This is a genomic window from Paenibacillus sp. FSL H8-0283 (assembly GCF_045040675.1).
Lineage (GTDB): Bacteria > Bacillota > Bacilli > Paenibacillales > Paenibacillaceae > Paenibacillus > Paenibacillus amylolyticus.
Genome location: NZ_CP150295.1, coordinates 1,654,613 through 1,680,743 on the forward strand (window position 1 = coordinate 1,654,613; position 26,131 = coordinate 1,680,743).

At 47.1% G+C, this 26,131-nt stretch carries 29 protein-coding genes, 1 tRNA gene and 1 riboswitch; of the genes, 22 read left to right on the plus strand and 8 right to left on the minus strand.

Annotated features, from left to right (window positions below; genetic code table 11):
- Positions 1-31: 31 nt before the first annotated feature.
- Genes ureC through MHI52_RS07360 form a run of 3 tightly spaced genes read right to left on the minus strand, consistent with a single transcriptional unit; the run spans position 32 to position 2,456 of the window.
- Complete coding sequence (ureC, locus tag MHI52_RS07350) at positions 32-1,750, minus strand: urease subunit alpha (protein ID WP_036610857.1); 1,719 nt, start codon at positions 1,748-1,750, stop codon at positions 32-34.
- Positions 1,747-2,136 carry an urease subunit beta gene (locus MHI52_RS07355; protein WP_047842024.1) on the minus strand — a complete coding sequence of 130 codons (390 nt, stop codon included), beginning with the start codon at positions 2,134-2,136 and terminating at the stop codon, positions 1,747-1,749. Before MHI52_RS07355 ends, ureC begins: the two co-directional genes overlap by 4 nt.
- Before the next feature lie 17 nt (positions 2,137-2,153).
- Positions 2,154-2,456: an urease subunit gamma gene (locus MHI52_RS07360; RefSeq protein ID WP_036669066.1), complete on the minus strand. Its 303-nt coding sequence runs from the start codon at positions 2,454-2,456 to the stop codon at positions 2,154-2,156.
- A gap of 261 nt (positions 2,457-2,717) precedes the next feature.
- On the opposite strand from MHI52_RS07360, the gene urtA reads away from it, so the two are divergent.
- The 5 genes from urtA to urtE all read left to right on the plus strand — a co-directional run bounded on the left by urtA (position 2,718) and on the right by urtE (position 7,615).
- Positions 2,718-3,968 (plus strand): urea ABC transporter substrate-binding protein, encoded by a 1,251-nt coding sequence (urtA, locus tag MHI52_RS07365; RefSeq protein WP_101314097.1) that lies wholly within the window; start codon positions 2,718-2,720, stop codon positions 3,966-3,968.
- A gap of 183 nt (positions 3,969-4,151) precedes the next feature.
- A complete protein-coding gene (urtB, locus tag MHI52_RS07370; protein ID WP_101314096.1) occupies positions 4,152-5,057 on the plus strand; it encodes an urea ABC transporter permease subunit UrtB in 906 nt (301 codons plus the stop codon).
- A 21-nt stretch (positions 5,058-5,078) separates the two neighbouring features.
- Entirely contained in the window at positions 5,079-6,170 is a 1,092-nt protein-coding gene (gene urtC / locus MHI52_RS07375) for an urea ABC transporter permease subunit UrtC (RefSeq protein WP_076319163.1), read from the plus strand.
- On the plus strand, positions 6,133-6,942 hold the full coding sequence (gene urtD, locus MHI52_RS07380; RefSeq protein ID WP_340983174.1) for an urea ABC transporter ATP-binding protein UrtD: 810 nt from the start codon (positions 6,133-6,135) through the stop codon (positions 6,940-6,942). Before urtC ends, urtD begins: the two co-directional genes overlap by 38 nt.
- Entirely contained in the window at positions 6,920-7,615 is a 696-nt protein-coding gene (gene urtE, locus MHI52_RS07385) for an urea ABC transporter ATP-binding subunit UrtE (protein WP_340983173.1), read from the plus strand. Before urtD ends, urtE begins: the two co-directional genes overlap by 23 nt.
- 30 nt (positions 7,616-7,645) lie before the next feature.
- Here urtE and MHI52_RS07390 read toward each other — a convergent pair whose 3' ends face one another.
- The 3 genes from MHI52_RS07390 to MHI52_RS07400 all read right to left on the minus strand — a co-directional run bounded on the left by MHI52_RS07390 (position 7,646) and on the right by MHI52_RS07400 (position 9,480).
- Complete coding sequence (locus tag MHI52_RS07390; RefSeq protein WP_253506406.1) at positions 7,646-8,281, minus strand: hypothetical protein; 636 nt, start codon at positions 8,279-8,281, stop codon at positions 7,646-7,648.
- 27 nt (positions 8,282-8,308) lie between these two features.
- Positions 8,309-8,512: a hypothetical protein gene (locus MHI52_RS07395; protein ID WP_017690011.1), complete on the minus strand. Its 204-nt coding sequence runs from the start codon at positions 8,510-8,512 to the stop codon at positions 8,309-8,311.
- Between the two features lie 266 nt (positions 8,513-8,778).
- Entirely contained in the window at positions 8,779-9,480 is a 702-nt protein-coding gene (locus MHI52_RS07400; protein ID WP_162158974.1) for an urease accessory protein UreF, read from the minus strand.
- 427 nt (positions 9,481-9,907) lie between these two features.
- On the opposite strand from MHI52_RS07400, the gene MHI52_RS07405 reads away from it, so the two are divergent.
- Positions 9,908-9,990 (plus strand) — tRNA-Leu (locus MHI52_RS07405).
- Between the two features lie 150 nt (positions 9,991-10,140).
- On the opposite strand, the gene MHI52_RS07410 is transcribed toward MHI52_RS07405, so the two are convergent.
- The gene (locus MHI52_RS07410) at positions 10,141-10,620 is read right to left on the minus strand and encodes a glutathione peroxidase (protein WP_036610823.1); all 480 of its coding nucleotides are present in this window, start codon (positions 10,618-10,620) and stop codon (positions 10,141-10,143) included.
- Between the two features lie 371 nt (positions 10,621-10,991).
- Positions 10,992-11,167: riboswitch (cyclic di-AMP (ydaO/yuaA leader) on the plus strand.
- 115 nt (positions 11,168-11,282) lie between these two features.
- On the opposite strand from MHI52_RS07410, the gene MHI52_RS07415 reads away from it, so the two are divergent.
- Both MHI52_RS07415 and MHI52_RS07420 read left to right on the plus strand, forming a co-directional pair.
- Positions 11,283-11,681 (plus strand): hypothetical protein, encoded by a 399-nt coding sequence (locus MHI52_RS07415; protein ID WP_235193755.1) that lies wholly within the window; start codon positions 11,283-11,285, stop codon positions 11,679-11,681.
- Between the two features lie 127 nt (positions 11,682-11,808).
- The gene (locus tag MHI52_RS07420) at positions 11,809-12,492 is read left to right on the plus strand and encodes an HAD family hydrolase (protein WP_340983172.1); all 684 of its coding nucleotides are present in this window, start codon (positions 11,809-11,811) and stop codon (positions 12,490-12,492) included.
- 105 nt (positions 12,493-12,597) lie between these two features.
- Here MHI52_RS07420 and MHI52_RS07425 read toward each other — a convergent pair whose 3' ends face one another.
- Positions 12,598-13,893 (minus strand): Nramp family divalent metal transporter, encoded by a 1,296-nt coding sequence (locus tag MHI52_RS07425; protein ID WP_036611122.1) that lies wholly within the window; start codon positions 13,891-13,893, stop codon positions 12,598-12,600.
- A 400-nt stretch (positions 13,894-14,293) separates the two neighbouring features.
- Here MHI52_RS07425 and MHI52_RS07430 point away from each other — a divergent pair, with 400 nt between their 5' ends.
- From MHI52_RS07430 to MHI52_RS07495, 14 genes are all read left to right on the plus strand, one after another.
- Positions 14,294-14,713 carry an organic hydroperoxide resistance protein gene (locus MHI52_RS07430; RefSeq protein WP_036610819.1) on the plus strand — a complete coding sequence of 140 codons (420 nt, stop codon included), beginning with the start codon at positions 14,294-14,296 and terminating at the stop codon, positions 14,711-14,713.
- A 210-nt stretch (positions 14,714-14,923) separates the two neighbouring features.
- Entirely contained in the window at positions 14,924-15,169 is a 246-nt protein-coding gene (locus MHI52_RS07435; protein WP_036610816.1) for a zinc ribbon domain-containing protein, read from the plus strand.
- Positions 15,170-15,268: 99 nt separating this feature from the next.
- Entirely contained in the window at positions 15,269-15,547 is a 279-nt protein-coding gene (locus MHI52_RS07440) for a hypothetical protein (protein ID WP_036610814.1), read from the plus strand.
- Between the two features lie 187 nt (positions 15,548-15,734).
- A complete protein-coding gene (locus MHI52_RS07445) occupies positions 15,735-16,157 on the plus strand; it encodes a thiol-disulfide oxidoreductase DCC family protein (RefSeq protein ID WP_036610812.1) in 423 nt (140 codons plus the stop codon).
- Positions 16,158-16,256: 99 nt separating this feature from the next.
- Positions 16,257-17,120 (plus strand): DUF6612 family protein, encoded by an 864-nt coding sequence (locus tag MHI52_RS07450; RefSeq protein ID WP_253506412.1) that lies wholly within the window; start codon positions 16,257-16,259, stop codon positions 17,118-17,120.
- A 145-nt stretch (positions 17,121-17,265) separates the two neighbouring features.
- The gene (locus MHI52_RS07455; RefSeq protein WP_036610809.1) at positions 17,266-17,649 is read left to right on the plus strand and encodes a VOC family protein; all 384 of its coding nucleotides are present in this window, start codon (positions 17,266-17,268) and stop codon (positions 17,647-17,649) included.
- A 160-nt stretch (positions 17,650-17,809) separates the two neighbouring features.
- The gene (locus tag MHI52_RS07460) at positions 17,810-19,027 is read left to right on the plus strand and encodes a hypothetical protein (RefSeq protein WP_047842031.1); all 1,218 of its coding nucleotides are present in this window, start codon (positions 17,810-17,812) and stop codon (positions 19,025-19,027) included.
- On the plus strand, positions 19,024-20,328 hold the full coding sequence (locus tag MHI52_RS07465) for an ATPase, T2SS/T4P/T4SS family (RefSeq protein WP_339287112.1): 1,305 nt from the start codon (positions 19,024-19,026) through the stop codon (positions 20,326-20,328). The genes MHI52_RS07460 and MHI52_RS07465 overlap by 4 nt, the downstream gene beginning before the upstream one ends.
- A gap of 40 nt (positions 20,329-20,368) precedes the next feature.
- Positions 20,369-21,112 (plus strand): type II secretion system F family protein, encoded by a 744-nt coding sequence (locus MHI52_RS07470; RefSeq protein ID WP_051153986.1) that lies wholly within the window; start codon positions 20,369-20,371, stop codon positions 21,110-21,112.
- A 12-nt stretch (positions 21,113-21,124) separates the two neighbouring features.
- Positions 21,125-21,994: a type II secretion system F family protein gene (locus MHI52_RS07475; protein ID WP_282319040.1), complete on the plus strand. Its 870-nt coding sequence runs from the start codon at positions 21,125-21,127 to the stop codon at positions 21,992-21,994.
- 11 nt (positions 21,995-22,005) lie between these two features.
- Complete coding sequence (locus tag MHI52_RS07480) at positions 22,006-22,197, plus strand: Flp1 family type IVb pilin (protein WP_282319039.1); 192 nt, start codon at positions 22,006-22,008, stop codon at positions 22,195-22,197.
- Complete coding sequence (locus MHI52_RS07485) at positions 22,178-22,855, plus strand: TadE/TadG family type IV pilus assembly protein (protein ID WP_405158747.1); 678 nt, start codon at positions 22,178-22,180, stop codon at positions 22,853-22,855. The genes MHI52_RS07480 and MHI52_RS07485 overlap by 20 nt, the downstream gene beginning before the upstream one ends.
- A gap of 91 nt (positions 22,856-22,946) precedes the next feature.
- Positions 22,947-25,064, plus strand: a complete 2,118-nt coding sequence (locus MHI52_RS07490) for a hypothetical protein (RefSeq protein WP_405158748.1) — start codon at positions 22,947-22,949, stop codon at positions 25,062-25,064.
- 29 nt (positions 25,065-25,093) lie between these two features.
- Entirely contained in the window at positions 25,094-26,125 is a 1,032-nt protein-coding gene (locus MHI52_RS07495; protein WP_405158749.1) for a pilus assembly protein, read from the plus strand.
- Positions 26,126-26,131: the final 6 nt, after the last annotated feature.

Genomic DNA, 26,131 nt, shown 5'->3' on the forward strand with positions numbered 1-26,131 from the left:
GTGCCCCCTTATCAGCTAATCCGTATTCCTATCAGAACATAAAGTACCGCTGTGCCATAGGCAGCTCGTCTGCGGGTTCGCAGGTGAGAAGCTCGCCGTCGGCGCGTACCTCGTAGGTTTCGGGATCGACTTCAATGACAGGGGTGACGTCGTTATGAATCATGTCTTTTTTGCTGACTGAGCGACAGCCTTTAACGGGTTCAACCCGCTTTTTCAGGCCCAATGACTCTTTGATCCCTGCTTCTGCTGCGGCTTGGGAGACAAAGGTGATCGATCCGCTGGCAATGGCGCTACCATAGGCTCCGAACATCGGTCTGCCAAATACCGGCTGAGGTGTTGGGATGGACGCATTGGGATCACCCATCTGGGCAAATGTGATCATGCCACCCTTAATGACAATCTCGGGTTTAACACCGAAGTAAGCCGGTTTCCATATGATTAGATCTGCCAGCTTGCCAACTTCCACCGAACCGACGAGATGACCGATTCCGTGAGCGATAGCTGGATTGATAGTGTACTTGGCGACATATCGCTTGATCCGATCGTTATCGGAGGGAGAATTCGGGTTGAGCTCAAGTTTGCCGCGCTGTTTTTTCATTTTGTCGGCTGTCTGCCAGGTGCGGATAATGACTTCGCCCACTCGGCCCATGGCTTGAGAATCGGAACTGATGATGCTGAACACGCCAAGATCATGTAAAATGTCTTCGGCTGCGATTGTCTCTGGACGAATCCGTGAATCGGCAAAAGCTACATCTTCCGGGATGGAAGGGTCCAGATGGTGACACACCATCAACATATCAAGGTGCTCTTCTACGGTGTTGCGTGTGTATGGTCGTGTTGGGTTGGTTGATGAGGGGATAACGTAGGACTCCCCAGCGGCCCGGATAATATCCGGTGCGTGTCCGCCACCAGCGCCTTCCGTATGGTACGTGTGGATCGTCCGGCCGTTGATTGCAGCCAGGGTGTTTTCGAGAAATCCGGTTTCGTTCAATGTATCGGTATGGATAGCCACTTGAACATCATGTTCCCCGGCGGCAGTCAGACAAGCGTCGATAGCGCTCGGGGTAGTGCCCCAATCCTCATGCAGCTTCAGGCCGATTACCCCAGCTTCAATCTGTTCAATTAAAGGTGCGGTACTGGAACTGTTGCCTTTGCCAAGGTAACCGATGTTCATGGGAAAAGCTTCTGCGGACTCCAGCATCCGGTGGATGTGCCAGGCTCCTGGTGTGCAGGTGGTGGCTTTGGTTCCTGTTGCTGGTCCTGTTCCCCCGCCGATCATGGTCGTGACCCCGGAGGATAACGCAGTCTGAATCTGCTGTGGGCAGATGAAATGAATATGGGTATCAATGCCGCCAGCGGTTACAATCATGCCTTCACCGGCGATGATTTCGGTGGAAGCACCGATGACCAGTGCGGGATGAACACCATCCATTGTATCCGGGTTACCGGATTTGCCAATGGCGCAGATGTGACCATCCCGAATGCCGATATCCGCTTTTACAATGCCCCAATGATCGATAATGATAGCGTTGGTGATAACAGTATCAGGAGTGCCGTCGCTTCGCAGAGCGGTGGTGGACTGGCCCATTCCGTCGCGGATAACCTTGCCACCTCCGAACTTGCTCTCATCTCCGTATACGGCATAATCATGTTCAATCTCTGCCCATAGTTCGGTATCAGCAAGTCTTACGGCATCACCGGTTGTCGGTCCGAACATCGAAGCGTATTGTTCGCGGCTCATTCGTTTCATGAAGGTTCACCTCCATCTTGTATGGGAGGAGAGAACGTCTTCAGGAATGCCTCCAGTTTCAGTGGATCAGGAGCTTGATCCGCAGAGCCTTCGGTTAGTCCGTTGAACCCGTGAATTTGGCGTTTGCCGCCAAAGGTCGTGAGTTCAACCGGTTTCTCTTCACCGGGTTCGAAGCGAACTGCGGTGCCTGCCGGAATGTGCAGGCGATGTCCAAAAGCTGAGGTGCGATCAAAGTCCAGTGCTGCATTAACTTCATAGAAGTGAACGTGAGAGCCGACCTGGACGGGGCGGTCGCCGCGGTTAAGGACAAGGAGTCGTAGGGTTAAACGATCCGGATGACAGATGATGTCGTCATCTGGCTTCAAACGGTATTCACCAGGAATCATGTTTTCTCCTGCCTTTCTCAGCGTATAGGTTCATGTACAGTAACCAGTTTTGTACCGTCAGGAAATGTGGCTTCTACCTGTACTTCAGGAATCATATCGGGAACACCATCCATACAGTCTTCACGTGTCAGGATGGTGCCTCCGTATCTCATTAATTCGGCAACACTCATTCCATCCCGTGCTCGTTCCATCAGTTCGGAGGTCAACAAGGCGATGGCTTCGGGAACATTTAACTTGAGTCCGCGTGCTCTTCGTTCACGGGAGAGGTTAGCGGCCACGGTAATCAGGAGTTTTTCTTTTTCCTGCTCAGTCCAGTGCAAGGCAATCCGACCTTTCGCTTATAATGTCTGATATGTTCATGGATCATATTGTATGTTAAATATACTCACACAGGGTGATTTCTTTGTCAATAAGCTTCAAGGCTTATTAGCAGTATGCATGAAACAGGTAGGCATGAAATAAAATTATGTAAGCTATATTGACATGAAGAGAGTAACCCTCCATAATTTGGATCAACGAACATTTTGGACGCAAATGACCTTAATGTTCGTCAATAGACTAAAAAAAGGGAGTGTAGGCTATTGAAGAAGAGGTCGGTCAAGTTATGGAGTATTTTGCTGGGTGCGGTCATTGTGATGACAGGATGTGTGGAGGGCACTGCGCCGCCTGAAGCTTCGGGTTCAGGTGGTACAGGAGAGTCGGCTGCATCCGGTGAACCGATTAAAGTTGGTATTCTTCACTCTCTCAGCGGAACGATGGCGATCAGTGAGGTATCTGTTAAAGATGCGGAGATGCTTGCCATTGAAGAGATTAACGCCGCGGGCGGAGTTTTGGGTAAACAGATTGAGCCTGTAATTGAGGATGGCGCTTCGGATTGGCCTACTTTTGCGGAGAAGGCTGGGAAGTTACTGCAACAGGATAAGGTCGCTGCTGTATTTGGCGGATGGACCTCTGCGAGTCGGAAGGCTATGCTCCCGGTGTTTGAACAGAACAAAGGTCTGTTGTTTTACCCGGTACAATATGAAGGATTGGAATCATCGCCAAATATTTTTTATACAGGAGCAACAACCAATCAACAGATCGTTCCATCCGTAACCTGGTTACTGGAGAACAGGGGCAAGACGTTTTATCTGCTCGGTTCAGATTATGTATTCCCAAAAACGGCCAATCAGGTCATTAAGGCACAACTCGCAGCAGAAGGCGGCGAAGTAGTGGGTGAAGAATACACACCGCTGGGTCATACCGATTACAGTACCATCATTAGCAAAATCAAGGCTGCGAAGCCGGATATTGTATACAATACGCTGAACGGAGATAGCAATGTGGCCTTTTTCAAACAATTGAAGGATGCCGGAATCTCCTCGGATCAGATGACGACCCTCTCGGTAAGTGTGGCGGAGGAAGAAATCCGTGGTATTGGCGCAGACGTATTGAAGGGGCATCTGGCTTCGTGGAATTATTATCAGACAACGGATACACCTGAGAATGCAACATTTGTTGCCAAGTATAAAGAAAAATACGGTGCTGATCGAGTGACAGCTGATCCGATTGAAGCGGGATATGTGGCGGTTTATCTCTGGAAGGCGGCGGTGGAAAAAGCAGGATCAACCGACGTGGAGAAGGTGAAGGCAGCTGCCAAGGGTCTGGAGTTTGATGCCCCGGAAGGTAAGGTAACCGTGGATGGAGAGAATCAGCATATCTACAAAACCGTACGGATCGGTGAGGTGCAGGAGGATGGGCAGTTCAAGGAATTGTGGAATTCTGGTGAGCCTGTCAAGCCGGACCCTTATCTGAAAACGTATGAATGGGGAGCAACCCTCAGCGCTAAATAACATAGAAACCTCGCAATAAAACAGGCAACTTGCTTCAAAGCAGCCGAAACATAAACGAGGGTGTGACAACACATCCTCTTACCGTATCGCGGTAAAGCGTTACTGTGATGTTAAAAAATGTTACTGCCCATAATTGAATTTATGTGAAATATCGAGAGTCACGGTATGGAGGAGGGGATAGCGATGGATATGTTTATCCTGCAGATGTTCAATGGTCTGAGTATCAGTTCAATTCTGTTGTTGATTGCATTGGGGCTTGCAGTAACGTTTGGGCTGATGAATGTCATCAATATGGCTCACGGTGAACTGATCATGATCGGTGCATATGCAACATATGTAACACAAAATCTGTTCATGTCCTATGCTCCAGCAACGTGGTTTGGTGCCTATTTTGTTGTGGCTCTGCCGATTGCGTTCATTGTAGCGGCTCTAATTGGCTGGTTGCTTGAAGTGGTTCTGATCAGGCATCTGTATGGCAGGCCGCTTGATAGTCTGCTTGCGACATGGGGTGTAGGCATGATGCTGCAACAACTGGCCCGTACGATATTCGGAGCGCCAAACGTGGGAGTATCCAGTCCGGCTTGGCTCAATGGGGGATTGGCGATCTCGGATGGTATTGTATTTCCGTATAAACGAATCTTCATTATCGCACTGGTTGCGGTTGTGCTGCTGTGTATGTATCTCTATATCTATCGAACATCTTCCGGAAGACGAATGAGGGCTGTAATGCAAAATCGGAGCATGGCGGGGTGTCTTGGGATTTCGACCCGGCGGGTGGATGGCATGACCTTTGCGATTGGTTCGGGCATTGCCGGAATTGCTGGCTGTGCATTAACGCTCATTGGTCCGATTGGTCCTTCGCTTGGTACGTATTATATTGTGGATGCGTTCATGGTCGTTGTTCTGGGTGGCGTTGGGAAATTGGTTGGAACCGTGTGTGGTGCATTGGGGATTGGTATGTTCAACACGCTGTTCGAAACCTATACCTCGGCCTCCATTGGCAAGGTGCTTGTGTTTGTATGTATCGTTGCTTTCCTGCAATGGAAACCACGCGGATTGGTCGCGATGCGCACACGGAGTCTCGATTAACGTGAAAAAGGGGGTTAGTTCATGTCGGCATTACTCAAGACTGGCAGTCTGAAAATGAGAATCATCTGGGCGGTTGTACTGATCATGATGTGTCTTGCTCCACTAATCTCCACGGAGTTTCGTCTGAGTCTGTTAGCCAAGTTTTTGGCGCTGGCAATCCTGGCCATCGGTCTCGATCTGATCTGGGGATATGGGGGTGTGCTAAGTCTTGGGCATGGGGTGTTCTTTGGTCTGGGTGGGTACGCGATGGCGATGTATCTGAAGCTTCAGGCTAGTGGAGCAACGCTTCCTGACTTCATGGGATGGAGTGGTCTCAGTGGTCTGCCGTGGTTCTGGGAACCATTTCGCTCTTTCCCGGTGGCGCTGTTATTGGGGATAGCCCTTCCAGCATTGCTTGCCTTTGCTCTGGGGTGGTTTACGTTCCGCAACCGGATCACCGGTGTTTATTTTACCATCCTGACTCAAGCTTTGGTTCTTATTATGGTAACACTCTTTGTTGGTAAACAGGAATGGACGGGTGGGACAAATGGCATCACCGGATATAATTCGATCTTTGGTTTTACACTTCATTCCGCTGGAACGACGATTGCTCTCTACTATATAACGCTTGCTGTTCTGGTGATCGCGTATGTGCTCTGTCGTCGAATGGTGAACAGTCGGTTCGGTCAAGTGCTCGAAGCTGCGCGTGATGGAGAGAATCGGGTGCGATTCCTCGGATATGATCCGGCAGGATATAAAACGCTGGCTTTTGCTTTTTCCGGTGCGCTTGCAGGCATCGCGGGCATGTTGTTTGTACTTCAGGTGGGTATTATCTCGCCATCGATGATGGGGATTGTACCCTCCATTGAGATGGTCCTGTGGGTTGCATTGGGTGGTCGCGGTACGCTTATTGGAGCGGTCATCGGAGCAGTGGTGCTGAATGCAGCCAAAACAGGCATTAGTGAGGCTTATCCCGAAGGGTGGCTGTTTGTCATTGGTGGGCTCTTTGTAACGGTGGTTTTGTTCATGCCAAACGGTATTGTAGGTGTGTATCGTCATGTCGTTCGCTTGCTGAAGCGGAGAGGAGAGAGTGCGCATGTCCAAGTCACTCGGGAAAAACCTAAAGTCTACTGAGGAATCAGCGGTGTTGGTAGCCGAGGATATTACGGTGGCCTTTGGTGGGTTCGTTGCTGTCAAAGGCATGAATCTGAAGCTGCATGAACATGACCTGCATTTTTTAATCGGACCCAATGGTGCTGGGAAAACAACGATGCTGGATGTGATATGTGGCAAAACAAAACCCATGTCCGGCTCGGTGAAGATGGCGGATGGCACGGAATTAACACGACTGAAGGAGCACCAGATTGTTCGCAAAGGTGTGGGACGCAAATTCCAGGCGCCATCGATCTTTGCAGGTCTGACGGTACAGGAGAATCTGACGCTGGCGGGGGAGACTCGCCGTTCCCCTTTGCAAGCCATCGGTATTCGTCGATATGGGAAAATGAGTGCTGCCATGGAGCATGTTACCCTCCAGATTGGTCTGCAAGACCGCGTTGATGCTCGTGCAGGAGCGTTATCACATGGGGAGAAGCAGTGGCTAGAGATTGGCATGTTGCTTCTGCAGGAGCCACGTGTGTTGTTGCTGGACGAACCAGCCGCAGGCATGACGGATGAAGAAACACACAAGACCGGGCGACTTCTGCAAGAGATTGCGCGTGAGCGCTCGGTTGTGGTGGTGGAGCATGATATGGAGTTTGTGCGAGAGTTCGCAGCCAAGGTAACGGTGATGCATGAAGGGAAACTGCTGAAGGAAGGTACGATGGCGGAGGTACAGGCAGACCCGAAAGTGGCGGAAGTGTATTTGGGCAAAAGGAGGGATGACCATGCTGTCGCTGCAACGAATTGAATCTGGCTACGGGGAAAGCAATGTGCTTCGTGGTGTGAACCTGGATGTACAGCCTGGACAGGTGGTGTGTCTGATGGGTCGTAACGGTGTGGGGAAAACAACGTTGATGAAAACATTAATGGGGCTGCTCAAATCACGCAAGGGCAGTATTCAGTGGCAAAATCAGGAGTTATCCACCTTGGACTCAGCCAAGCGGGCACGGGCAGGGATTGGTTATGTACCGCAGGGGCGGGAGATTTTCCCGCAGCTTACGGTGAAAGAAAACTTATTGCTCGGTCTGGAGACAAGTGCACCGGGAGTAAAAACGTTCCCGGAGGATGTACTGGCGATGTTCCCAGTGCTTGCTACGATGTATGGACGGCAGGGCGGGGATCTGAGTGGTGGACAGCAGCAGCAGTTGGCATTCGCCCGGGCATTGGCTTCGCGTCCTGGGTTGTTGCTACTGGATGAGCCGACAGAAGGAATCCAGCCTTCTATCGTGGAGGACATTCGGCAGGTAATTTTGCACCTCAAGGCAAAGGGGAACCTCTCGGTTCTACTGGTAGAGCAGAGTATCGATTTTGTACGAAGTGCCGCAGATTACATCTATATCATGGACAAAGGAACCATAACCCTGCATGGGACACCGCAAGAGCTGGATATGTCGCAGTTTGAACATCATCTCTCCGTATAGTTGTAGTTAGTCGGCGAGTGGAGAAAGGTTTCAGGAACGCTTGTCCAGGATATTCGAGTATTTCGGATATAACCGCCGGATGCATTCCGGACAGATGTCATGGGTGAATTCGGCGTGGGTATGCTTCTCCAGATAACTCTCAACGGAGTTCCAGTGTTCCTCTTCGTCCTTGATTTGTTTGCAGACGGCGCAAATAGGCAGCAGTCCGCGCAATGTGCGCACTTCAGACAATGCCTTTTTCAATTGGTGTTCTGTCTTTCTTTGTTCGGTAATATCCATGTGTGCAATTAAAGCGAGATCGGTATCCAGAATTGAATTTGCATAAGATAGAGGGGTGAGTTCTACACGAAACCACCTCTTTTCGTTGTATACAGTATACACGCAGATGTCATATGTATGATTTCGATTAAAGGGTATTCCGCGTTCTTTCAAATTCTGTGCGACAAGTGCCATGTTAGCGTTCTTGCCTCGTTTTGCCCAGGCTTCCGTCAGATGCAGGTAATGTCTATGACTACTGTGTATATCCGGGTTTGGTGAGCATTGACCAAGTCCCTGTTGCCAGGCACGGTTACAACTTTGGATAATCCAATTGTCATCAACGATGATGAGCTGGTGACGTATGGACTGGAACGATAGCCTCTCCAGATCGGATGTAACATGTCTCATGGATGAGACCCTCCTTTGGCAGAAATCTTATCTCAGTTCATCTGGAATATCCAAAATATCAGCGACCAGGTGCCTGAATCGGGTTGCTTTGCGTGTGCCGTGAATGAGATTGGATAAACGATAGGGTGGGATGCCATGCTGTTCACAAAAGGTCTTCTGGTCCACTTGAAGTTCGGTTAGCCGTCGTTTGATGGCCCATCCGAACGGAGTAACTGGTTTTTTCTTGTTCAAAAGGGTTCACCCCTGGTTAGAATGTAGTATTCAGCCGCTCTTTCTTCATGTAGAATATATAGAAATGCGAGCTGTATGTTTTATTATATACGTAAATTCGTCATCTAACAATTAAAAAAGACGGAAAAAAGTGTATTTTGTGATTATAAATGGCGTAAATACGTAAATAAAACAAATAAAATGACAAAAAACACGTCGGCAAGGAGGTTGCCGCGTGTTTTTTAGTTTTTTTGAATGAAGGGGAGCAGGCATGAGGAGGAAGAGGATTAGGCCCTGTAGGCATGAAGTCCAGCTCCGAGCATATGGAAACTGGGGAAAAACGATTTCATGGACATCGAGGTTGGCTGTGCCAGTCCATCCGCAGCCGAGGCGCTGACGGTCTTCCATTCATTCTCCAGATCTGTGGCCAGGCGGACCATCAGATCCTTGGTTGTATCGTTGTTCAGGGGAATGACTTTGGAGGCTTCGGTTATGCAGGCATTCATGGCTGAATGCAGGTAACCAAGGACCGCCTCTTCGACCGGGATGTCGAGGTGGTGGTTAATCCAGGCATGAACAGTAGAGAGGCAGCCAACCGAATCGTATTTGGCAAAGATCTGTTCGAGCTGGCTGAATTCAATCCAGGGGTGCAGAGCTCGTGCAAGTCTGATCAATCGTTTACCCATGGCGGCAGCTTGTTCTCTGAGATCTCCAGGGGTTCGCTGAACATGGACAAGCTTGTCGATAAGAGCTATCCGCCATGTATCCTTGTGATCTGCTGCAGTATAGATACCTTTGATGGCCATACCTTCAAGACGAACGATGCTCGGATGCAACTGACAACGCATGAATGATTCGAGATCTTCAGCATTACGAATGGTACCCTCCCTGATATGGATATCCATGCCGAAGGAATGGGTGAACCCTCCAACCTGAATAGAGGAATCAAGCAGTTTGACATAATCGAGCAGCTTATTCCCACGGTTCACAATCATTCGCCTCCTGTGTTCGTTAAATGTCACTTAAAGTGACATTTATATTCCTTTTTGTTTGCTTTATGTTTAAAAATCCGAATTATATGATAGTTATCATCCCATAAATGTCCGCTTTTTGTCAATAGTATCCGTGAAAATTAATGGATTAAATCTGGAATTTAATATTTGTGTTATTTTATATAACTTATTGTGTTATTTATGTGGTGAAGTTCATGGAGGACTATATATAAATGAATCAAAAAGATCGGCTCTTACCGAAAAAGAGGGGATCAAATCTAATCATATGCAGTTCATGGGTAAAGATGACGAGATTATGCGATTTTTGATGAAAATGCCTAGCTGAAAAAGAAGTATTAAAAAATACTTTACTTTTAGTTCTGAACCCGGTATAATCAATTCTGTTGCCGATTATTTACGACATGCGGTCGTGGTGGAATGGCAGACACGCTATCTTGAGGGGGTAGTGGGCGTATGCCCGTGGAGGTTCGAGTCCTCTCGACCGCATCATATGAACGATTAAAAAGAAGCTTTCCATTAATGGGAAGCTTCTTTTTTTTGTCTTTTTCGAACAGTATGACATCAAAGTTGAGGAAAAAAGGCCACCCATTACCGGGGCAATGCTGCTCTACCTTCCGGCTACGGGTGGCCTGTGTATTATTTTTGAAGTAAGTTCTTGATATCTTCTTCAATCTTGTCCGGTGTTGTTTTGGGAGCATAACGTTTAATGACCTGTCCGTTCTGATCCACGAGGAATTTGGTGAAATTCCATTTGATTGCTTTGGAGCCGAGCAGGCCAGGAGCCTCTGTGCTAAGGTGTTGGAAAAGAGGGTGAGCGCTTGAGCCGTTCACATCAATTTTCTCAAACATGGGGAAACTCACGCCATAATTCATCTGACAGAACTCGGCAATATCGTCGGAAGATCCTTTTTCCTGTGCAAACTGGTTACTTGGGAAACCAAGCACTTCAAATGGAGCATCTTGAAACTTGTCTTGCAATTCTTGCAGACCTTTGAATTGAGGGGTAAGGCCGCATGAGCTTGCCGTATTCACAATCAGGAGCACTTTGTCACGGTAGTCGGACATTTCAACTTCTTGACCGCGAAGGGTATTCACTTTGTAATCGTAGACTGTCATCTAAATCGCCTCCATTTATTTACTCTTATATCTTCTATTATATTGGTTGCAATTAAATATTGCAAAACTAATATGGTGTTAAAAGAATCAAAACAGGCAAGTTGTGCAGAATACGTGAATGAATTGCGAAGTGATTTACGCCAGAGTGAGAATTAGATAGCCTTGAAGAGATAGATAGAGTATAACTTTGTTGTAAGCGTTATTATGGATAGGAATTGGCAAAAATCTGCCGATTTGGTGATCTGGGCGGACTTTACACCGACATGGCACGGGTGTATGATTCATAACGTAATTTCAATTTAAACTAAATTGTACTTGAAAAACGAAACAAACGATAATATCGCTCGATCTTACCTTAAGATATACGAACGATGTTTTAATCGCTGAGTTTCCATTCATTAATGAATGGGAAACGGGGGAACCAACGGAATGCGCTGTCCAGGACAGTGGGCATTCATGGGGTGAATTTTCCGGTGACAGCCGGAAATAGGGCGACTCTCGCGCCCGAATCCGTCAGCTAACCTCGTAAGCGTTAAAGGGAGAGGCAACAAGCCGTACGCTGGTTCATGGTGTTTTCGCCATGGGTTATTTAAGAAGCGTTCGGGAGGCCTTGGTCCCCCACGCTTCTTTTTTGTTGTCTTTTCACGCCAAGGGAGGAACGAATGATGGATACTGAGATGATCTTAGTGACTGCTCCAAATGAAGCAGGACGTAAATTTATCAAATTGCTGATGTACAAAAAAATGCCGTTTGCCGTTCTAACCAACAGTGCAGGGGAAGAGCGAAGACTCCGTAGAATCGGAGTAGAACATGTCATTCGCATGAATACGGCTGCAGCTCAAAAATGGTTTTTGCCGCAGGGCAGCGTAGGCAACGTGTTTATTTTCGAGAACAGCCTGAATCTGACCTGTCGTTATTTACAGATCTGCCGTTCATGGACATCGAAATCCCTGTGCGTCATTACGGAGCAGAGTCATCCTAAGGGCATCTATCGGGGCATGGGCGCAGACCGGATTGTATATTCGCTCAATGGGGAAGTTGGCTTTCTCCTCAATGGTTAATGCCATAGCTTGTGATTGCTCAGGTGTAAGGTGCCTGTTATAATTGAATGTATCGATAAACGGAAGTTTGAGGAGACTCATGCAGGATGGTGAGTCTTCTTTTTTATGCTTACAAGGAGGAATTGGCGTGCCGGATGTAGGTGGATTGAAATGGTTGTTTTTTGATGTTGGAGATACGCTGGTGGATGAATGGGAGCCGGTTGATGATATTATCGGACAGTTTGTCCGTGAAGCTTGTGCTTTGGGGTATCCGGTGACAATTGAGGCGGTACGCGAACTGTTCGCGAGCTGTTACCGAAAATATGAGCAATGGCCTATGAGAGTGGCAATTCGCACATTTGTTGAAGACGAGGGGCATCAAAAACAGATTCAGGACAAGCTGAAGTTTCAAAAAGATCTTGAACGTCCTTTTCCTTCAGCAGATTTTGTTCTTCAGCAGTTGTCACGGCATTATCGCATTGGCATTATTGCCAATCAGAGTCCTGGAACGGAAGAGAGACTGGAGAGTTACGGCTTGCGGAAGTATGTTGATGTTCTGGCATGTTCAGCTGAAGAAGGAGTGTCCAAGCCAGACCCTGAGTTGTACGCTGTAGCCTTGAAACAGGCCGGCTGTGAACCGGAGGAAGCCGTGATGATCGGCGATCGGATCGATAACGACATTATACCTGCTCGGAAGCTGGGCATGCGTACGATTCGAATTATGCAGGGTTACGGAAGATTCCAGCCAGAGCTATCGGATGACAAACGTGCGGATTGGACCGTTGATTCATTGGATCAACTCTTGCCGTTACTGATGCCAAATCAGGATTAGATGCAGATGGTTGTTTAATGGATTGCAACAATAAAGGCTGATCAACTTAGGTATAGCATACCGGAGTTGATCAGCCTTTTTAGTATTTAGCCAATTAAAATGAGATTAGAACAACCGGATCGTCTGAATGATCAGATATACATTCAGCACAACGATAATCGCGGCAATGACCCATGAGATGATTTTGAGCCACAATTTGTTGGCGAATGCACCCATGCTTTTTTTATCACTTGTGAACATCACCAGGGGAATTACAGCAAAGGGCAATTGAAGCGACAGCACGACCTGGCTCAAAATGAGCAGTTCTTCTGTGCCATGTTCTCCTGCAATGGCTGTCACAATTACCGCCGGGATGATGGCGATCAGACGTGTGACCAGTCTGCGCAGCCAAGCCGGAATTCGAATGTTCAGGAAACCTTCCATAACGATCTGTCCAGCGAGTGTACCTGTAAGGGTAGAGTTCTGACCTGATGCTAACAGCGCCACACCGAACAGAATACTTGCAACCGTAGTACCTAATAGAGGTGTCAGCAGATGATAGGCATCAGCGATCTCAGCAACCTGCGTCATACCAGCACTGTGGAATACAGCAGCAGATACAATCAGGATGGCTGCATTGATGAACAGGGCCAGTGTCAGCGCAATCGTAGAATCCATGGTCGAGTACCGAATGGCTTCTTTTTTGCCCTGTGGTGTCTGTTCGATCTGACGGGTTTGCACAATGGAAGAATGCAGGTACAGATTATGCGGCATCACGGTTGCTCCGATAATACCAATGGCAATATAGAGCATGGCCGGGTTTTGCAGAATCTCAACATTTGGTACAAAACCATGGAGAACACCGCCCATATCCGGTTTTGCCAGAAACAGATCAATCCCGAAGCAGAGGGCGATGGTTGCCATCAGCACAATGACGAGAGTTTCCAAAGCGCGGAAGCCTTTGTTTTGCAGAACAAGAATCAGGAGTACATCAACTGCGGTGATGATAACGCCGTATAACATGGGGATGTTAAATAACAGTTTTAATGCGATGGCAGAACCAATGACTTCAGCCAGATCGGTAGCTGCAATGGCAAGCTCACACAGAATCCATAACATCATAACAACAGGCATGCTGAATCGTTCACGACAGGCTTGAGCCAGATCCCGTCCAGTGACGATACCGAGCTTGCCAGCCAGCGACTGAAGGACAACGGCCATCAGGTTCGATAACAGGATAACGGATAACAAGGTATACCCGAACTGCGAGCCGCCTGCGATATCTGTTGCCCAGTTCCCCGGGTCCATGTAACCTACGGCAACGAGGTATCCTGGGCCTACAAAGGCGAGGAATTTCTTCCACCATGCAGCATTCTGCGGAACTTTCATGGAACTATGTGCTTCTCCAAGGGAAGGGGTCATGCCCGCAGTAGACAATGATTCTCTTGAAGGAGCGTTGAACGGATTTTTTTTACTCATACGATAATCACCTGACTTTGAATTATTGATTTGGAGATATTGATGCGGTACAAACCGCTCATGATATATCTAAATTTTTATGTTTATTGTTACATTGTACTCCTTCAATTATTTTTGTCTAGTGCAACTTTTATGTATCAGCACAAAATTTCGGTTGTAGCTTGAATATGCCCCTTCGTATATTACCCAACCTTAGGGAAAATACAGCCATGGCATTGAAATGCATGAAAATAATAAAGTTGTAAAAGCTGATAAAGATACAAAATTGCGTTTCAAAATGAGCCAGAAGTTTAAATTGAAAGGAAGGCAGTAAAAAACTATATGGATAAGGGAGAGATTCTGAATGGAAGCTTTATATACAGCAGTAGCGACAGTTAAAGGTGGACGTACAGGTTCGGTGACTTCTTCGGATGGCGTGCTTAAGCATGATCTGAAAATGCCAAAAGAGCTTGGTGGCTCCGGTGGTGAAGGTACTAACCCTGAGCAACTTTTTGCCGCTGGATATGGAGCATGTTATGAAAGTGCCCTTGCCAATGTAGCACGCAAAGCAGGTGTGAAATTGGAGGATGTGGTCGTTACAAGTAACGTATCCATTGGTAAAGACCCTGCGGATGACGGTTTCCAGCTGTCTGTTCGTCTGGACGTTAGCATGCCTGGTGTAGATCACAGTCAAGCAGAGGAACTGGCCCGCAAGGCGCATGATTTCTGTCCATATTCCAAAGCAACACGCGGCAACATTGATGTTGTATTAAACGTAGTTTAAGATTTGACTCCTGGTAAGTAAAGGGAACATATAGAGCAGGGTATCCCAGATACCTGATGTTCGACTACAAAGCCCTGCTGGCAATCGGCAGGGTTTTGTGTTGATTATCATATAAGGACATGATGCAGGAGATTAGATGCCAGATCGCGTACTATTTTACATAATTGCACTCTCACTTCATGCTACACATTCCATAAAGGGGGAACGAAGATGAGTATTGAAGAGATGATCGAGCGGCGATTTGTGTGCACAAAATGCAGGGGCACGGATTGTAACATTAAGGAAGTTTCCATGTCAGGAGCAGGCCTGAGTAAGATGTTTGATATACAGCATAATCACTACTTGTTCGTGGCTTGTGCTTCCTGCGGGTATGTTGAAGTATTTGATCCGGATGTCTTGAAAGGGAAAAAACAGGGACAGGTAGGGACGATTCTGGATATTCTGTTTGGCGGGTAGACATGCGCGAGTTGACATTGATCTGAATTTTCTTTAATATAACTTAGTACTGAGTAGTGTCATTGCATGAACCAAATTTGAATTAAACAGGTGATATCCATGTCTTATAGACCGCGTATTGCAGATTTAGAATTAGCTTATGGTAACAAGGAAGACGGATTGTATGAATTCAAAATGAATTTGGTAGACGGTACAAAATGCCGTGTATTCTACACCCGTTCCCCGGAATGGAAGATGACCAATATCAGCCGTCTGCAGAAAACCCCTTGTCCAGTATGTCGCAAAGATTTCATTTGCAAATGTATGGACCAGTGGGCAAGTGACCTGCATCAACAGATGATCGATGACCAATGGATGGAAAAGGCAGTTACGGAGTAATTGTAGGACAGATACGAGCGTGGGCACAATGCCTGCGCTCTTTTTCTTTTATTTCCCATTAATGCGTGTTCAAAAAGAGCGGTGTTCATTCTTTTTGAACTACCTCTAGAAATAAATTTAGAATTAGTGAACAAGATGGCCCAGATTGGGTAAGTTACTCTAACCGCAACAATAGGAGGCAGCCAATATGACAGCAAATCAAACAGATGTGCATCAGGGACATCCGATCGTACTGGTGGATGGTGTCTGTCACTTCTGCCAGGGCTTAACCAAATGGATTATCAAGCGTGACCCGGAAGGAAAATATCATTTTGCATCGCTTCAATCGGATGTAGCCAAGGAACTGCTGGCGAAGGGAAATTTGTCGACAGACAGTATGGACACCTTTGTTCTGATTGAAAATGGAAAATACTATACACGTTCAACCGCCGCACTGCGATTGGCTAAGGGTCTAAAGTTTCCTTATCCGTTGTTATATGTGTTCATCATCATACCGAAATTTATTCGTAATGCAGTCTATAACTGGGTTGCTCGCAACCGTTATCGCTGGTTTGGCAAGGATGAAGCGTGTATGTTGCCTACACCGGAGATCAAAGATCGATTTCTGTGAAAAAGTCTCGTGCGACACATTGTATCCAAATTTGATGATTAATAGCGGAAATAATTGGGTAATGACTACAGATCATATCTATTTTGGGAGGAAAACAACTTGAAGAAGTGGACTACATTAATTATCGGGGCATTATTAGCAGTAAGCTTGGCAGCATGCGGAAACGACACAGACAACACGGCAACGCCGCCAGCGACCAACAATGAAACATCTAATGAGGGTAATACACCTGCGGAGCAGGAAACAAAGATCCCTACCCTGGATGAGTTGATTACCAAAACGAATGCAGCAACCAAAGAAATGAAAAGCTTCACAACTGAAGCAAACATTGATCAGAATCTGAAACTGGATGCTGGTGAACAGTCACAGGATCAACAGGTTAAAACATCGCTCAAAATGGATATCATCAAAGATCCAATGATGATCTACCAAGAGATGAAAATGGAAATGTCTGGGCAGGAAGCGCAGAATGTAAAGCAATACATCACTTCAGATATGATCTATTCACAAGTGGGAGAACAATGGGTTAAAATTCCTGAAGCTCAAACCAAAGAATTGGTGGAGCAGATGAAAGCAAGCATGAATCCCGAAGGTGAATTGGAGCAATTCAAAAAGATTGAAGAAGATACTGAAGTGACCGAAGAAGGCGACAATTATGTGATTAACGCTGACGTATCCGGTGATAACGTAAAGGAACTGGCCAAAGCCGTGATGGAGCAAAACGGATCGAATGCCCAGACCCAAGCGATGCTTGAACAAATGAATATTACAAGCATGAAGATGAAATATATGATTAACAAGGAAACCTATCTGCCTGCAGGTACGGATGTAAACATGGTCATGGAGATGGAACAGAATGGACAGAAAATGACGATGGACATGAAGATGAACAGTACATTTTCTAACCACGATCAAGTGGAAGAGATCAAGATTCCACAAGAAGCATTGGATAGCGCTAAGTAAAACAGGCACCTCTGAACTAGATCTGTGTGAGCCGAGAGGTTTACCGGATTAGAATCAGGGGTGTTTTTCTGTTTAGCGGAGATTATGGTCAGGGTTCAAGGTGTTATAGTATAGTCATATTGAAGTAGAGAGGGGGATATAAAAGATGATTGAATATGCACACATCCACCATGTTAGTCTGGCTGTACGTGATCTGGAAATCGCGAAGAAGTTCTACTCGGGGTTACTAGGCATGCAGGAGATTGAACGTCCAGCCTTCCGCTCCACGGGTACATGGTACGCTATCGGCAGCCAGCAGCTTCATCTGCTTCAGCACCCGGAGGGTCACACGTTACGTGAGGCTGGGATTGATACTACAGACGGTCACTTTGCGATCTGGGTCACCAGTTATTCAGAGACTATAGCCTGGCTGGAGCAGCAGGGAATTGAGTATGAAGCGAGACCTGACAGTGTAGCTGGATTCGCGCAGATTTTTGTACTTGATCCGGACCGTAACATTATTGAGTTCGATTCACCGTACAACTCTTAAGGAAAAAGGGTTAGAATAAAACCCTTGATCCCCCAGAAATTGTATGCTATATTATCCATACATTCATAGCACGTGACGGAAGCACCGTCCATATACTGCATATTCATGCGGTTATTGGACGGTGCTTTTTTGTGCTTTATGACAGGGAGGGAAGGAAAAATTGATTGTACTGAAGGTTGTTCTGGTTTCAAAGGATAGGGATTACATTAGCGCTTGGCTTGATTATGTACAGGGAAATTCATCTGGTCTTCATGTGCGTTTCACAGCATTCTCCCAAGGGGATTCGTTCAAGGATCACATGAAAGAGCAAGAAGGTAGAGAATTACCGGATCTGGTTATTGCGGAACCGGAGTTTCTGAATGACTGGCTGAATAACGGGGGAGAAGTATCAGGTGTACCTTGGCTAATGCTTAGTGAAGGGATGGAGGAGGTGGATGAGGCTAAGCGGCTGATGAAATATCAACCCTTGCCTGCTTTGCTGGATGCTGTGATGCATGCTTGCCGGCAGCCGCGCCGTAAGAAGGTTCACCATCCAGGGCAAGAGACTCTCTCCATCGGTGTAGTATCCGCTTCGGGTGGAAGTGGCAAAACGGCAGTGGCCCTGCATATGGCGAAGCAATTGGGACTTGCAGGTTATGCTGTTCTCTATCTGAATCTGGAGACGCTGGACAGTACGCTCCCGTTTCTGGAAAAGGGACTAACTAGAAGTGGGCAGCGTCACCCGGATGCGGAGACGGGATTGTCCCGCCTGTTATACGATCTGAAGGTGGGCAGGAAGGAATCCGGCAAGCAGTTACAGGTACAATCGAAGGGCGTAGACGGATATGTGGTCCGGCATGAAGCGTTGAAATCCGATGTGTTCTGGCCATTATCGAATCGGAAAGAACTGTTGCAAATGACTCGTGAGGATACGTCGAATCTGCTTCGTTATTTAACGGATTGTGGACAGTATGACGTGCTGATTCTGGATGGGGATTCCGGTTGGGATGGGCGCAGTGAAGGGGTGCTGGATGCAGCAGATGCATTTGTCTGGTTGGTTGAGGATGATATATCTGCCATGCATCGTTGGGGACAATGGTTACAGCATGCTGAGCGTACGAAGCCAGATTTGTATGAAAGTATGCTCGAGCGTTCACGCTTTGTGGTTAACAAATATCGGGACAATGTCGTCAATGTACTCCCACGCCCTGATCTGCATCTGGATGCAGTGTTGCCCTATATTCCTTCTTGGAAGCAACTCAGTCAGGAGGAAGTCATGCTTAGTTCTCCGATCTTCCAACGTGAAGTGAAGAGATTATGTGCCATGCTGGTACAAGATGGCGAAGAAGAATTGAAGCAGACGGGACGAATTCAGAAGCAGGATCGGTGGGCACTATGACGGATTCATCCAATCGAATACTGGAGCGTGAAGAACAGTTTCAGATGATGCGCAGGGAAGTCAGGGCTGGCCTCGATTTAACCTCTTCCGCAGGAGATGATGAACTGTGGCAGGGGATAGAACGCAAAGTTCTCACCGACCCGAAGCTGGATGATCTGACCTCAGGAGAGCGTCATACGCTGGTACAGCGATTATTTGACTCCTTTCGTGGATTGGATATTTTGCAACCACTTGTGGATCATCCCGATATTACGGAAATTATGATCAATAGTCACAAGGAGATTTTTGTGGAGCAGGAAGGTGAAGTCAGCCAGATCACCCTTGAATTTGAGTCAAGGGAACGGCTCGAGGATATTATCCAGATGATTGTGTCCGGGGTAAACCGGATTGTGAATGAGTCTTCTCCAATCGTAGATGCCCGTTTAAAGGATGGTTCCCGGGTCAATATCGTGTTGCCGCCTATTGCCTTGAAAGGTCCCACGATGACGATTCGTAAATTCCCCAGTGAACCGATGAAGATGTCCGATCTGATTGAAAAGGGAGCCCTGCATGAAGAAGCGGCAGAATTATTGCAGCAGTTGGTAAGGAGCAAATACAACATCTTCATTGGAGGCGGGACCGGATCGGGAAAAACGACCTTTCTGAACGCATTATCACAGTTCATCCCTGCCGATGAGCGGATTATTACCATTGAGGATTCGGCTGAGTTACAGATTGTTACGGTACCCAATCTGGTATCGCTGGAAACGCGGAATGCAAACACCGAAGGCAAGGGACAGATATCTATTCGGGATCTGATCAAATCTTCCTTACGGATGCGTCCGAACCGGATTGTGATTGGGGAAGTCAGGGGCGCAGAAGCGCTGGATATGTTACAGGCCATGAACACTGGCCATGATGGATCTTTGTCTACAGGGCACGCGAATACCATCTCGGACATGATCAGTAGACTCGAAACGATGGTGCTTAGCGGTGCGGATCTTCCTATTGCGGTTGTAAGGCAGCAGATTAGTTCAGCAATCGATATTTTTGTACATCTGTCCCGGCTACGAGACCGCTCACGGCGGGTGACAGAGATCAGTGAAGTGATTGGCATGCAGGACGGTGAGGTTATGCTGAATCCACTGTTTCGTTTCCAGGAACAAGAAGAGCGTGAAGGCAAAATTATTGGCGGGTTAGTACAGGTTGGAAAGTTGAATCAGGTGGATAAAATTCAGATGGCTGGGCTCGGGGAATGGCTGGATGAATACATAGAACAATATAGTGTTGGAATAGATTCATCAGATAACAACCTGAATTGAAGTTATTGGAAGGTGATTACTGTTGGGTGAAGCCAGACAGATGTTGACGGATTACACCGTATATACGCTTTCCCGGAGACAACGAATGGTCTGTATGCTGATTAGTGGTCTGCTGTTTTTTGGCATCGGAATTCTGTTCTACCATCACTGGTTGGCTGGAGCGATCCTGGCTGCGGGTTGCATATGGGTACCAAAACATTGGACTAAAGTGCTGTTGGAACGAAAAAGAATGACACTCAGTTTACATTTTAAGCAAGCATTATATGCATTATCTTCGGCACTTGCCGCAGGAAAATCGGTGGAAAATGGATTCAAGGAATCCGTAGAGGATCTGCGGATGTTGAACCCGGAAGCGGATACCGATCTGATTCGTGAGTTCACGATATTGCGGACACGGATGGAGTATGGACAACCAATTGAAGAGGCACTACAGGATTTTTCGGATCGGGCGCAGATTGAAGATATTACGAACTTTGCAGATGTGTTCATTACGTGCAAACGAACTGGCGGGGATCTGGTTGAGGTTGTGCGTCGTACCTCTGCGGTGATTGGTGAGAAGCTGGACATTCAGCAGGATATTATGGTCGCGGTATCGCAGAAAAAGTTCGAATCAAAGGTGATGTTTGCCGCTCCATTTATTTTTCTGATATTCCTCAATCTGACCGCCAAGGACTTTATGGAGCCGTTATATAGCGGGATGGGGTACCTCATCTCTAGTGGTGCATTGGCAGTACTGGCCTGCTGTTATCTGTGGGTTACTCGAATTATGGATATCAAAGTATAAGGAGCTGAAACGATGCTGCTTCCCGTTATAGTCGCAGGGATGCTCGGAGCGGGATGGCTGGTGCTGGATCGAACCCGGGGGCAGACCTACCGGCATCTGCGCAAGCTGGATATGGAAGGATTACGACTGAAAAAATTGCATGGTCCTTTCCTGTTTCTATTGGACAAGTTCGAGATTGGACGCAGATTGCCTGTGCTCATGTTTCGAATGCAACATGCCATTCAGAAAATGTATGGCATACAGCACAGTGGGGAGAAAACGATGCTCTATTGTGCTGAAATGCTGACCTATACGTGGCTCATGTTGCTGATAGGTTGTCTGTTAACACTCGTTGGAGATATGGGCATTGGAGGCATGGTAGGTGGACTTGCGTTGGGTATCGCGTTACCTTTTGCACTCTATAAAGACCTCAATACCAAGGTCCAACGAAGAGATCAGGACATCCTCATGGAGCTGCCCGAGCTATTGAATCGAATTGTTCTGCTGGTAGGCGCTGGGGAGACCGTTCAGCGTGCCATCGTTCACTGTGTGACAAGCCAGGGAGAACGGGATCATCCGCTGTACAACGAACTCAGAAAGACCGTGGGAGATTGGAATAATGGTTACTCATTTCAACAATCATTTGAACAGTTCAGCCGCCGCTGTGGCGTGCAGGAAGTGACGATTTTCACGACGACGGTACTGCTGAATTTCCGGCGTGGGGGAGGTGACTTTGTATTGGCGCTGCGGGATCTGTCACATGTGTTGTGGGAGAAACGCAAGGCTGTTAGTCGGTCGAAGGGAGAACAGGCTTCTTCCAAACTGGTGTTTCCGATGGTACTAATCTTTTTTACGATTGTGGTCATGATCGGGGCACCTGCTTTTATGATGATGAATATGTAGGAGGAATTGGGATGATGGAAGTGTTAAAAAACAAGGTAAGCGCATTTTGGAAAGAAGAGGACGGACTCGGCACGTTGGAGCTGATTCTGATTATCGGGGTTATTATCATTATTGCGCTGTTATTCAGGAAGGAAATTGAACGCATAGTAACGGGTCTTCTTAACAAGGTGGACACAAAAAGTAATGATTTTTTCCCGGGTTAACAGGCTGAAAAAGGAAGAAGGGAGCTTCACCGTTGAAGCCTCCCTGATCTTCCCTGTCGTGCTGTTTATTCTTGTGTTGTTGCTCTTTTTCACCATGTACATGTATCAAAAGACATTTTTGAATCAACACGCCTATGCAGCTTCCGAACGTGCAGCCTATAGCTGGGACAACAGCCACAAGCAGGCGATGACGGGTGAATTTGTCGCTGGAGAGCATGACAATCTGTACTGGAGACTGACGGACGATCGTATGCTTGGCGCACTGTTTGGCTGGGCGGGAGCGGACAATCAGGTTAGCGTTTCTGTACCAGCTGGTGAAGGCGGAAGTCTCTCGGAACAGAAATTAGCACAAGCGGTGCAACATATGCCCTCACCCATGAAAGGAACGATTGAGTATCAGAATTCTCTAATTCAGCGGAAGATAACGACCAAGCTGGACCAGGTAATCTCTCTGCCTCTTCCTTCTTTTTTGTTCGATTCAGGTAACCGTGTTCTCACTCAAGGATCGTCCGCAGTTGTTGAACCAGTTGAATTCATTCGAACGGTAGATTTAATCCGGTATTACGCAGCCAAGTTTAAAGGAAAAGGCGGTGCGGCGACCAGTACAGCGGCAGAAGCCGGACAGGTTGTGCAGCATTTTGGCAAAAGCAAAAAGTGAGAAAAGGAGGAGGGCGGAGCTGTTTAGAAAAAAAGACGGTGAATTGGGAGCCGTAACCCTTTTTTTAATATTAATATTGGCCGGAGTTTATATGTTTGTCGCAATATTTATTGATTACGCTCGTATAGCGGCATTCAAGGTGCAGACCGAACGAATGACTCATGCTGCGATGAGATCCGTCATGTCAGCCTATGACACATCACTCCGGGAGTATGGTTTATTCGGGTATGGGGACAGCAGTGGGGATGCAATTATGGCTAAAGTGTTGAATGATAGCGTGAAGCCTTCAGCTGTAAAAGATGGATTTCCCATTCTGGATATCCAGTGGGATACAACTTCGCTGAGCATGGAGCGTGAACTGGGCAGATACGATATATTTAATCGCCAGATTCAGGAGGATATGAAGTATCGGGCTCCGGTTGATTTTACCCTTGAAGTGATCAATCGGTTCAAACCGATATCAGACGAGATGAAGGAAGCTGCACACACGGTAGACTTGCTGAAAAAATTACAGAAGTTATATGACAAACGTGAAGAATTACTGGATGAAGCCATTGCTAATCAGACGGAATCCGCGGAGAAACTGAAGAATCTTCCGAAGTTGATCATGGACCCGCCTTCACCGGCCATCTATGAAGAGATGCTGGAAGATACACCAGAGACAGCTGCCGAGGCAGCTGCACGTTATGCAGATTATCTGAACAAGAAACAGGCGGATGAGGGGCTGCCGTTCAGAGAGCAACAATACATATTGGAACTGGCTCGTTATCGGACTGGTGTTGGTAATGTGGTGACAGGCATCAGCATGATCATACAGCCCGCGTTACAGGCCCATCAAACGAAGCTGGAGGAAGCGCAGTCCAAAATCGAAGAAGCACGCAAGATTAATGAGGAAATGAAACGTGTGATCGCGGAGGGGGAGAACCGTTCGCAGAATGCGAGCTATGACAACGTCGGCAACTCGAATTTGCCTGGGACGAGTCCTGCATCTACTGGATCAGGCACTGAAGCTAAAAGTACACGTTCTCTTGCTTCGGAGCTTGTGAGGGCAGATAGCCTATTTGATCAATTGAAGGCGCGGGTTGTTTCCCAGAATTCAGACTTCTCTAACGTCAGAAGAGACAACATGGAATTGAATACACAGCTTCGCAGTGTCACGGCCATGAGCGGTGTTCCGATTAAACCGGCGGTCAGACAGGCAAGTCAGGTTACGGAACGATATATGGACACCTATGTACGTAGCGGTCCTGCCAATCTCATCCTCCAAAGTAAGCAGCAGCTGGAGAGTGGTCGTGGGTCGGATGCCCAGCGCAAAGCAAATGACAAAGAATCCAAAGGGAAATTGAAGGAAGTCAAACGAATTTTGTCGCAGATTCAGAATGGAAGTTCGGGTTCCATGGACGCTTTCAAACAGTTGGAGGAATATTACAACGCTAATATTGCTTTTAACGAGGCTAGTCGTGAGGAAGCCCAAAAGACAGAGATTGCTGGTGATCCCTATGACTCTGGTGGCGATGCCATGAAGGGAATGGATAGTTTGTTTGGCGGGATGTCCGGTCTGCTGGACAGTCTTGGCGACGAATTATTTCAGAATGAATATGCTTTAGCCTATTTCAACTCCATGGATTTTGGTCAGTTATTTACCTGGACTGAAGGTGATGGAGATGCTGGTGATGTTTTCAAACTGGAGAATCAGGAACTGGAGTATATCGTCTACGGGTTTCATAATCCTTCGGGTAATATCGCTGCGGCATATGCGGAGATATTTGGGATGCGGCTGGCTATTCGGACGGCAGAAGGGTTAATTGAGCACAGCAAGCTTGGGAACCCACTTCTGGTATTATCGGCGGCAATCTTATACGGGATTACAAACGCCATCGCGGATATGATGAAACTAGCAAAAGAGGGCAGTGTGGAATTGTCCAAGTATATCAAAGTCAAACTGACGTACAGGGACCATCTCCGATTGTTCCTATTGATGCATAGTAACAATGAACGCAAAATGTCCAGAATGCTGGCGCTAATTCGATTGAATACTGGTGTGAATCCAGATGAGAAACAGACGTATGCTTCGGGTAACATGCGTAGTAGCATCAAACTTTGGTTTTTACCAGGGGTGGTTAGAAGCATAGGTGCAGTTATGGGTAGTGAGGATCAGGTTGAAGATGGGCGATTTTTCATTGAGCGGAAGGCGGATTATTCCTATTGAATAATTAGGATCGTTTCGGTGGAGGGATTATGGATAAGCAGCAACATTATGAAAAAGAAAGCGCACAAAAGCAGATTCGTTTAACACGAATAATCAGATTGCAGCGTTTGAAGTCTCTCAAAAAGCAGATATGTTCTCCAAAAAAGGAACAGGGTAGCATGGTTCTGGAAGCTTCACTGGTCTTACCTGTCTTTCTATTCTTTATCATGTTTCTCATCTTCATAGTGCAAATGACTCTAATCTCCACAGCGTTACAGAGCACGGCGGGTGAAGCGGTGAAGCAATTGTCAACGAAAATATATCCCGTTTCGCTTGCATTCACACCTTCTGATTCTGCCGGCGGAGAAGGTTCAGGAGGGGGCTGGAAGATACCAGAGTTATCACTGACGGAATGGGCAGAAGGTTATGCTTCTTCTCTACCCGAGCCTTTAAGTGATTGGGTACGTTCAGCGGCGGCCAGTGGTGAACAGCCACTACAGGAGATCAAAACATCCGTCTTGGAAACCGTACTTGATCCCACGGTAAAACCGCTGCTTCAACCTTTTATCGAGCCAACGTTGCTTAATATGGAACGTGTTCATGTGAATGGTATTTCGATACCAGATCTCAAAAACAAAACAAATCCATACTTCCGACTTGAACTGAGTTATGAATTGCCTATAAAAGTCCCCTTTCTCAGTAAACCACTTCGGATTCAGGCTGCTGCGGCAGAACGGGTATGGATTGGAGATACCGGAGAAGGATCAGATGGCAGTGCAGGAGACGGGGATACTGCGGGTTCAGCAACGGTACTGTCGAAGCCTGACCCGGCATACATAGGCAACAATGCAACGATCAAGGTGAAGGTAGAAGCAGGAGCGACAGCCAACTTAACGATATTTTACAAGTCAGGTGAAAGTTCTGCGAAGCACATCGGCTGGGCCACCGCAGATGAGAATGGAATTATTGAATGGAATTGGTTTGTTGGTACTCGGACAACAGAAGGAACATGGAGTTTTGTTGTCGAGACAGGGGACGGTGCCAAGACGGAGACTACGTTTACCGTGGCCTCCAGAAAATAAGTGAGG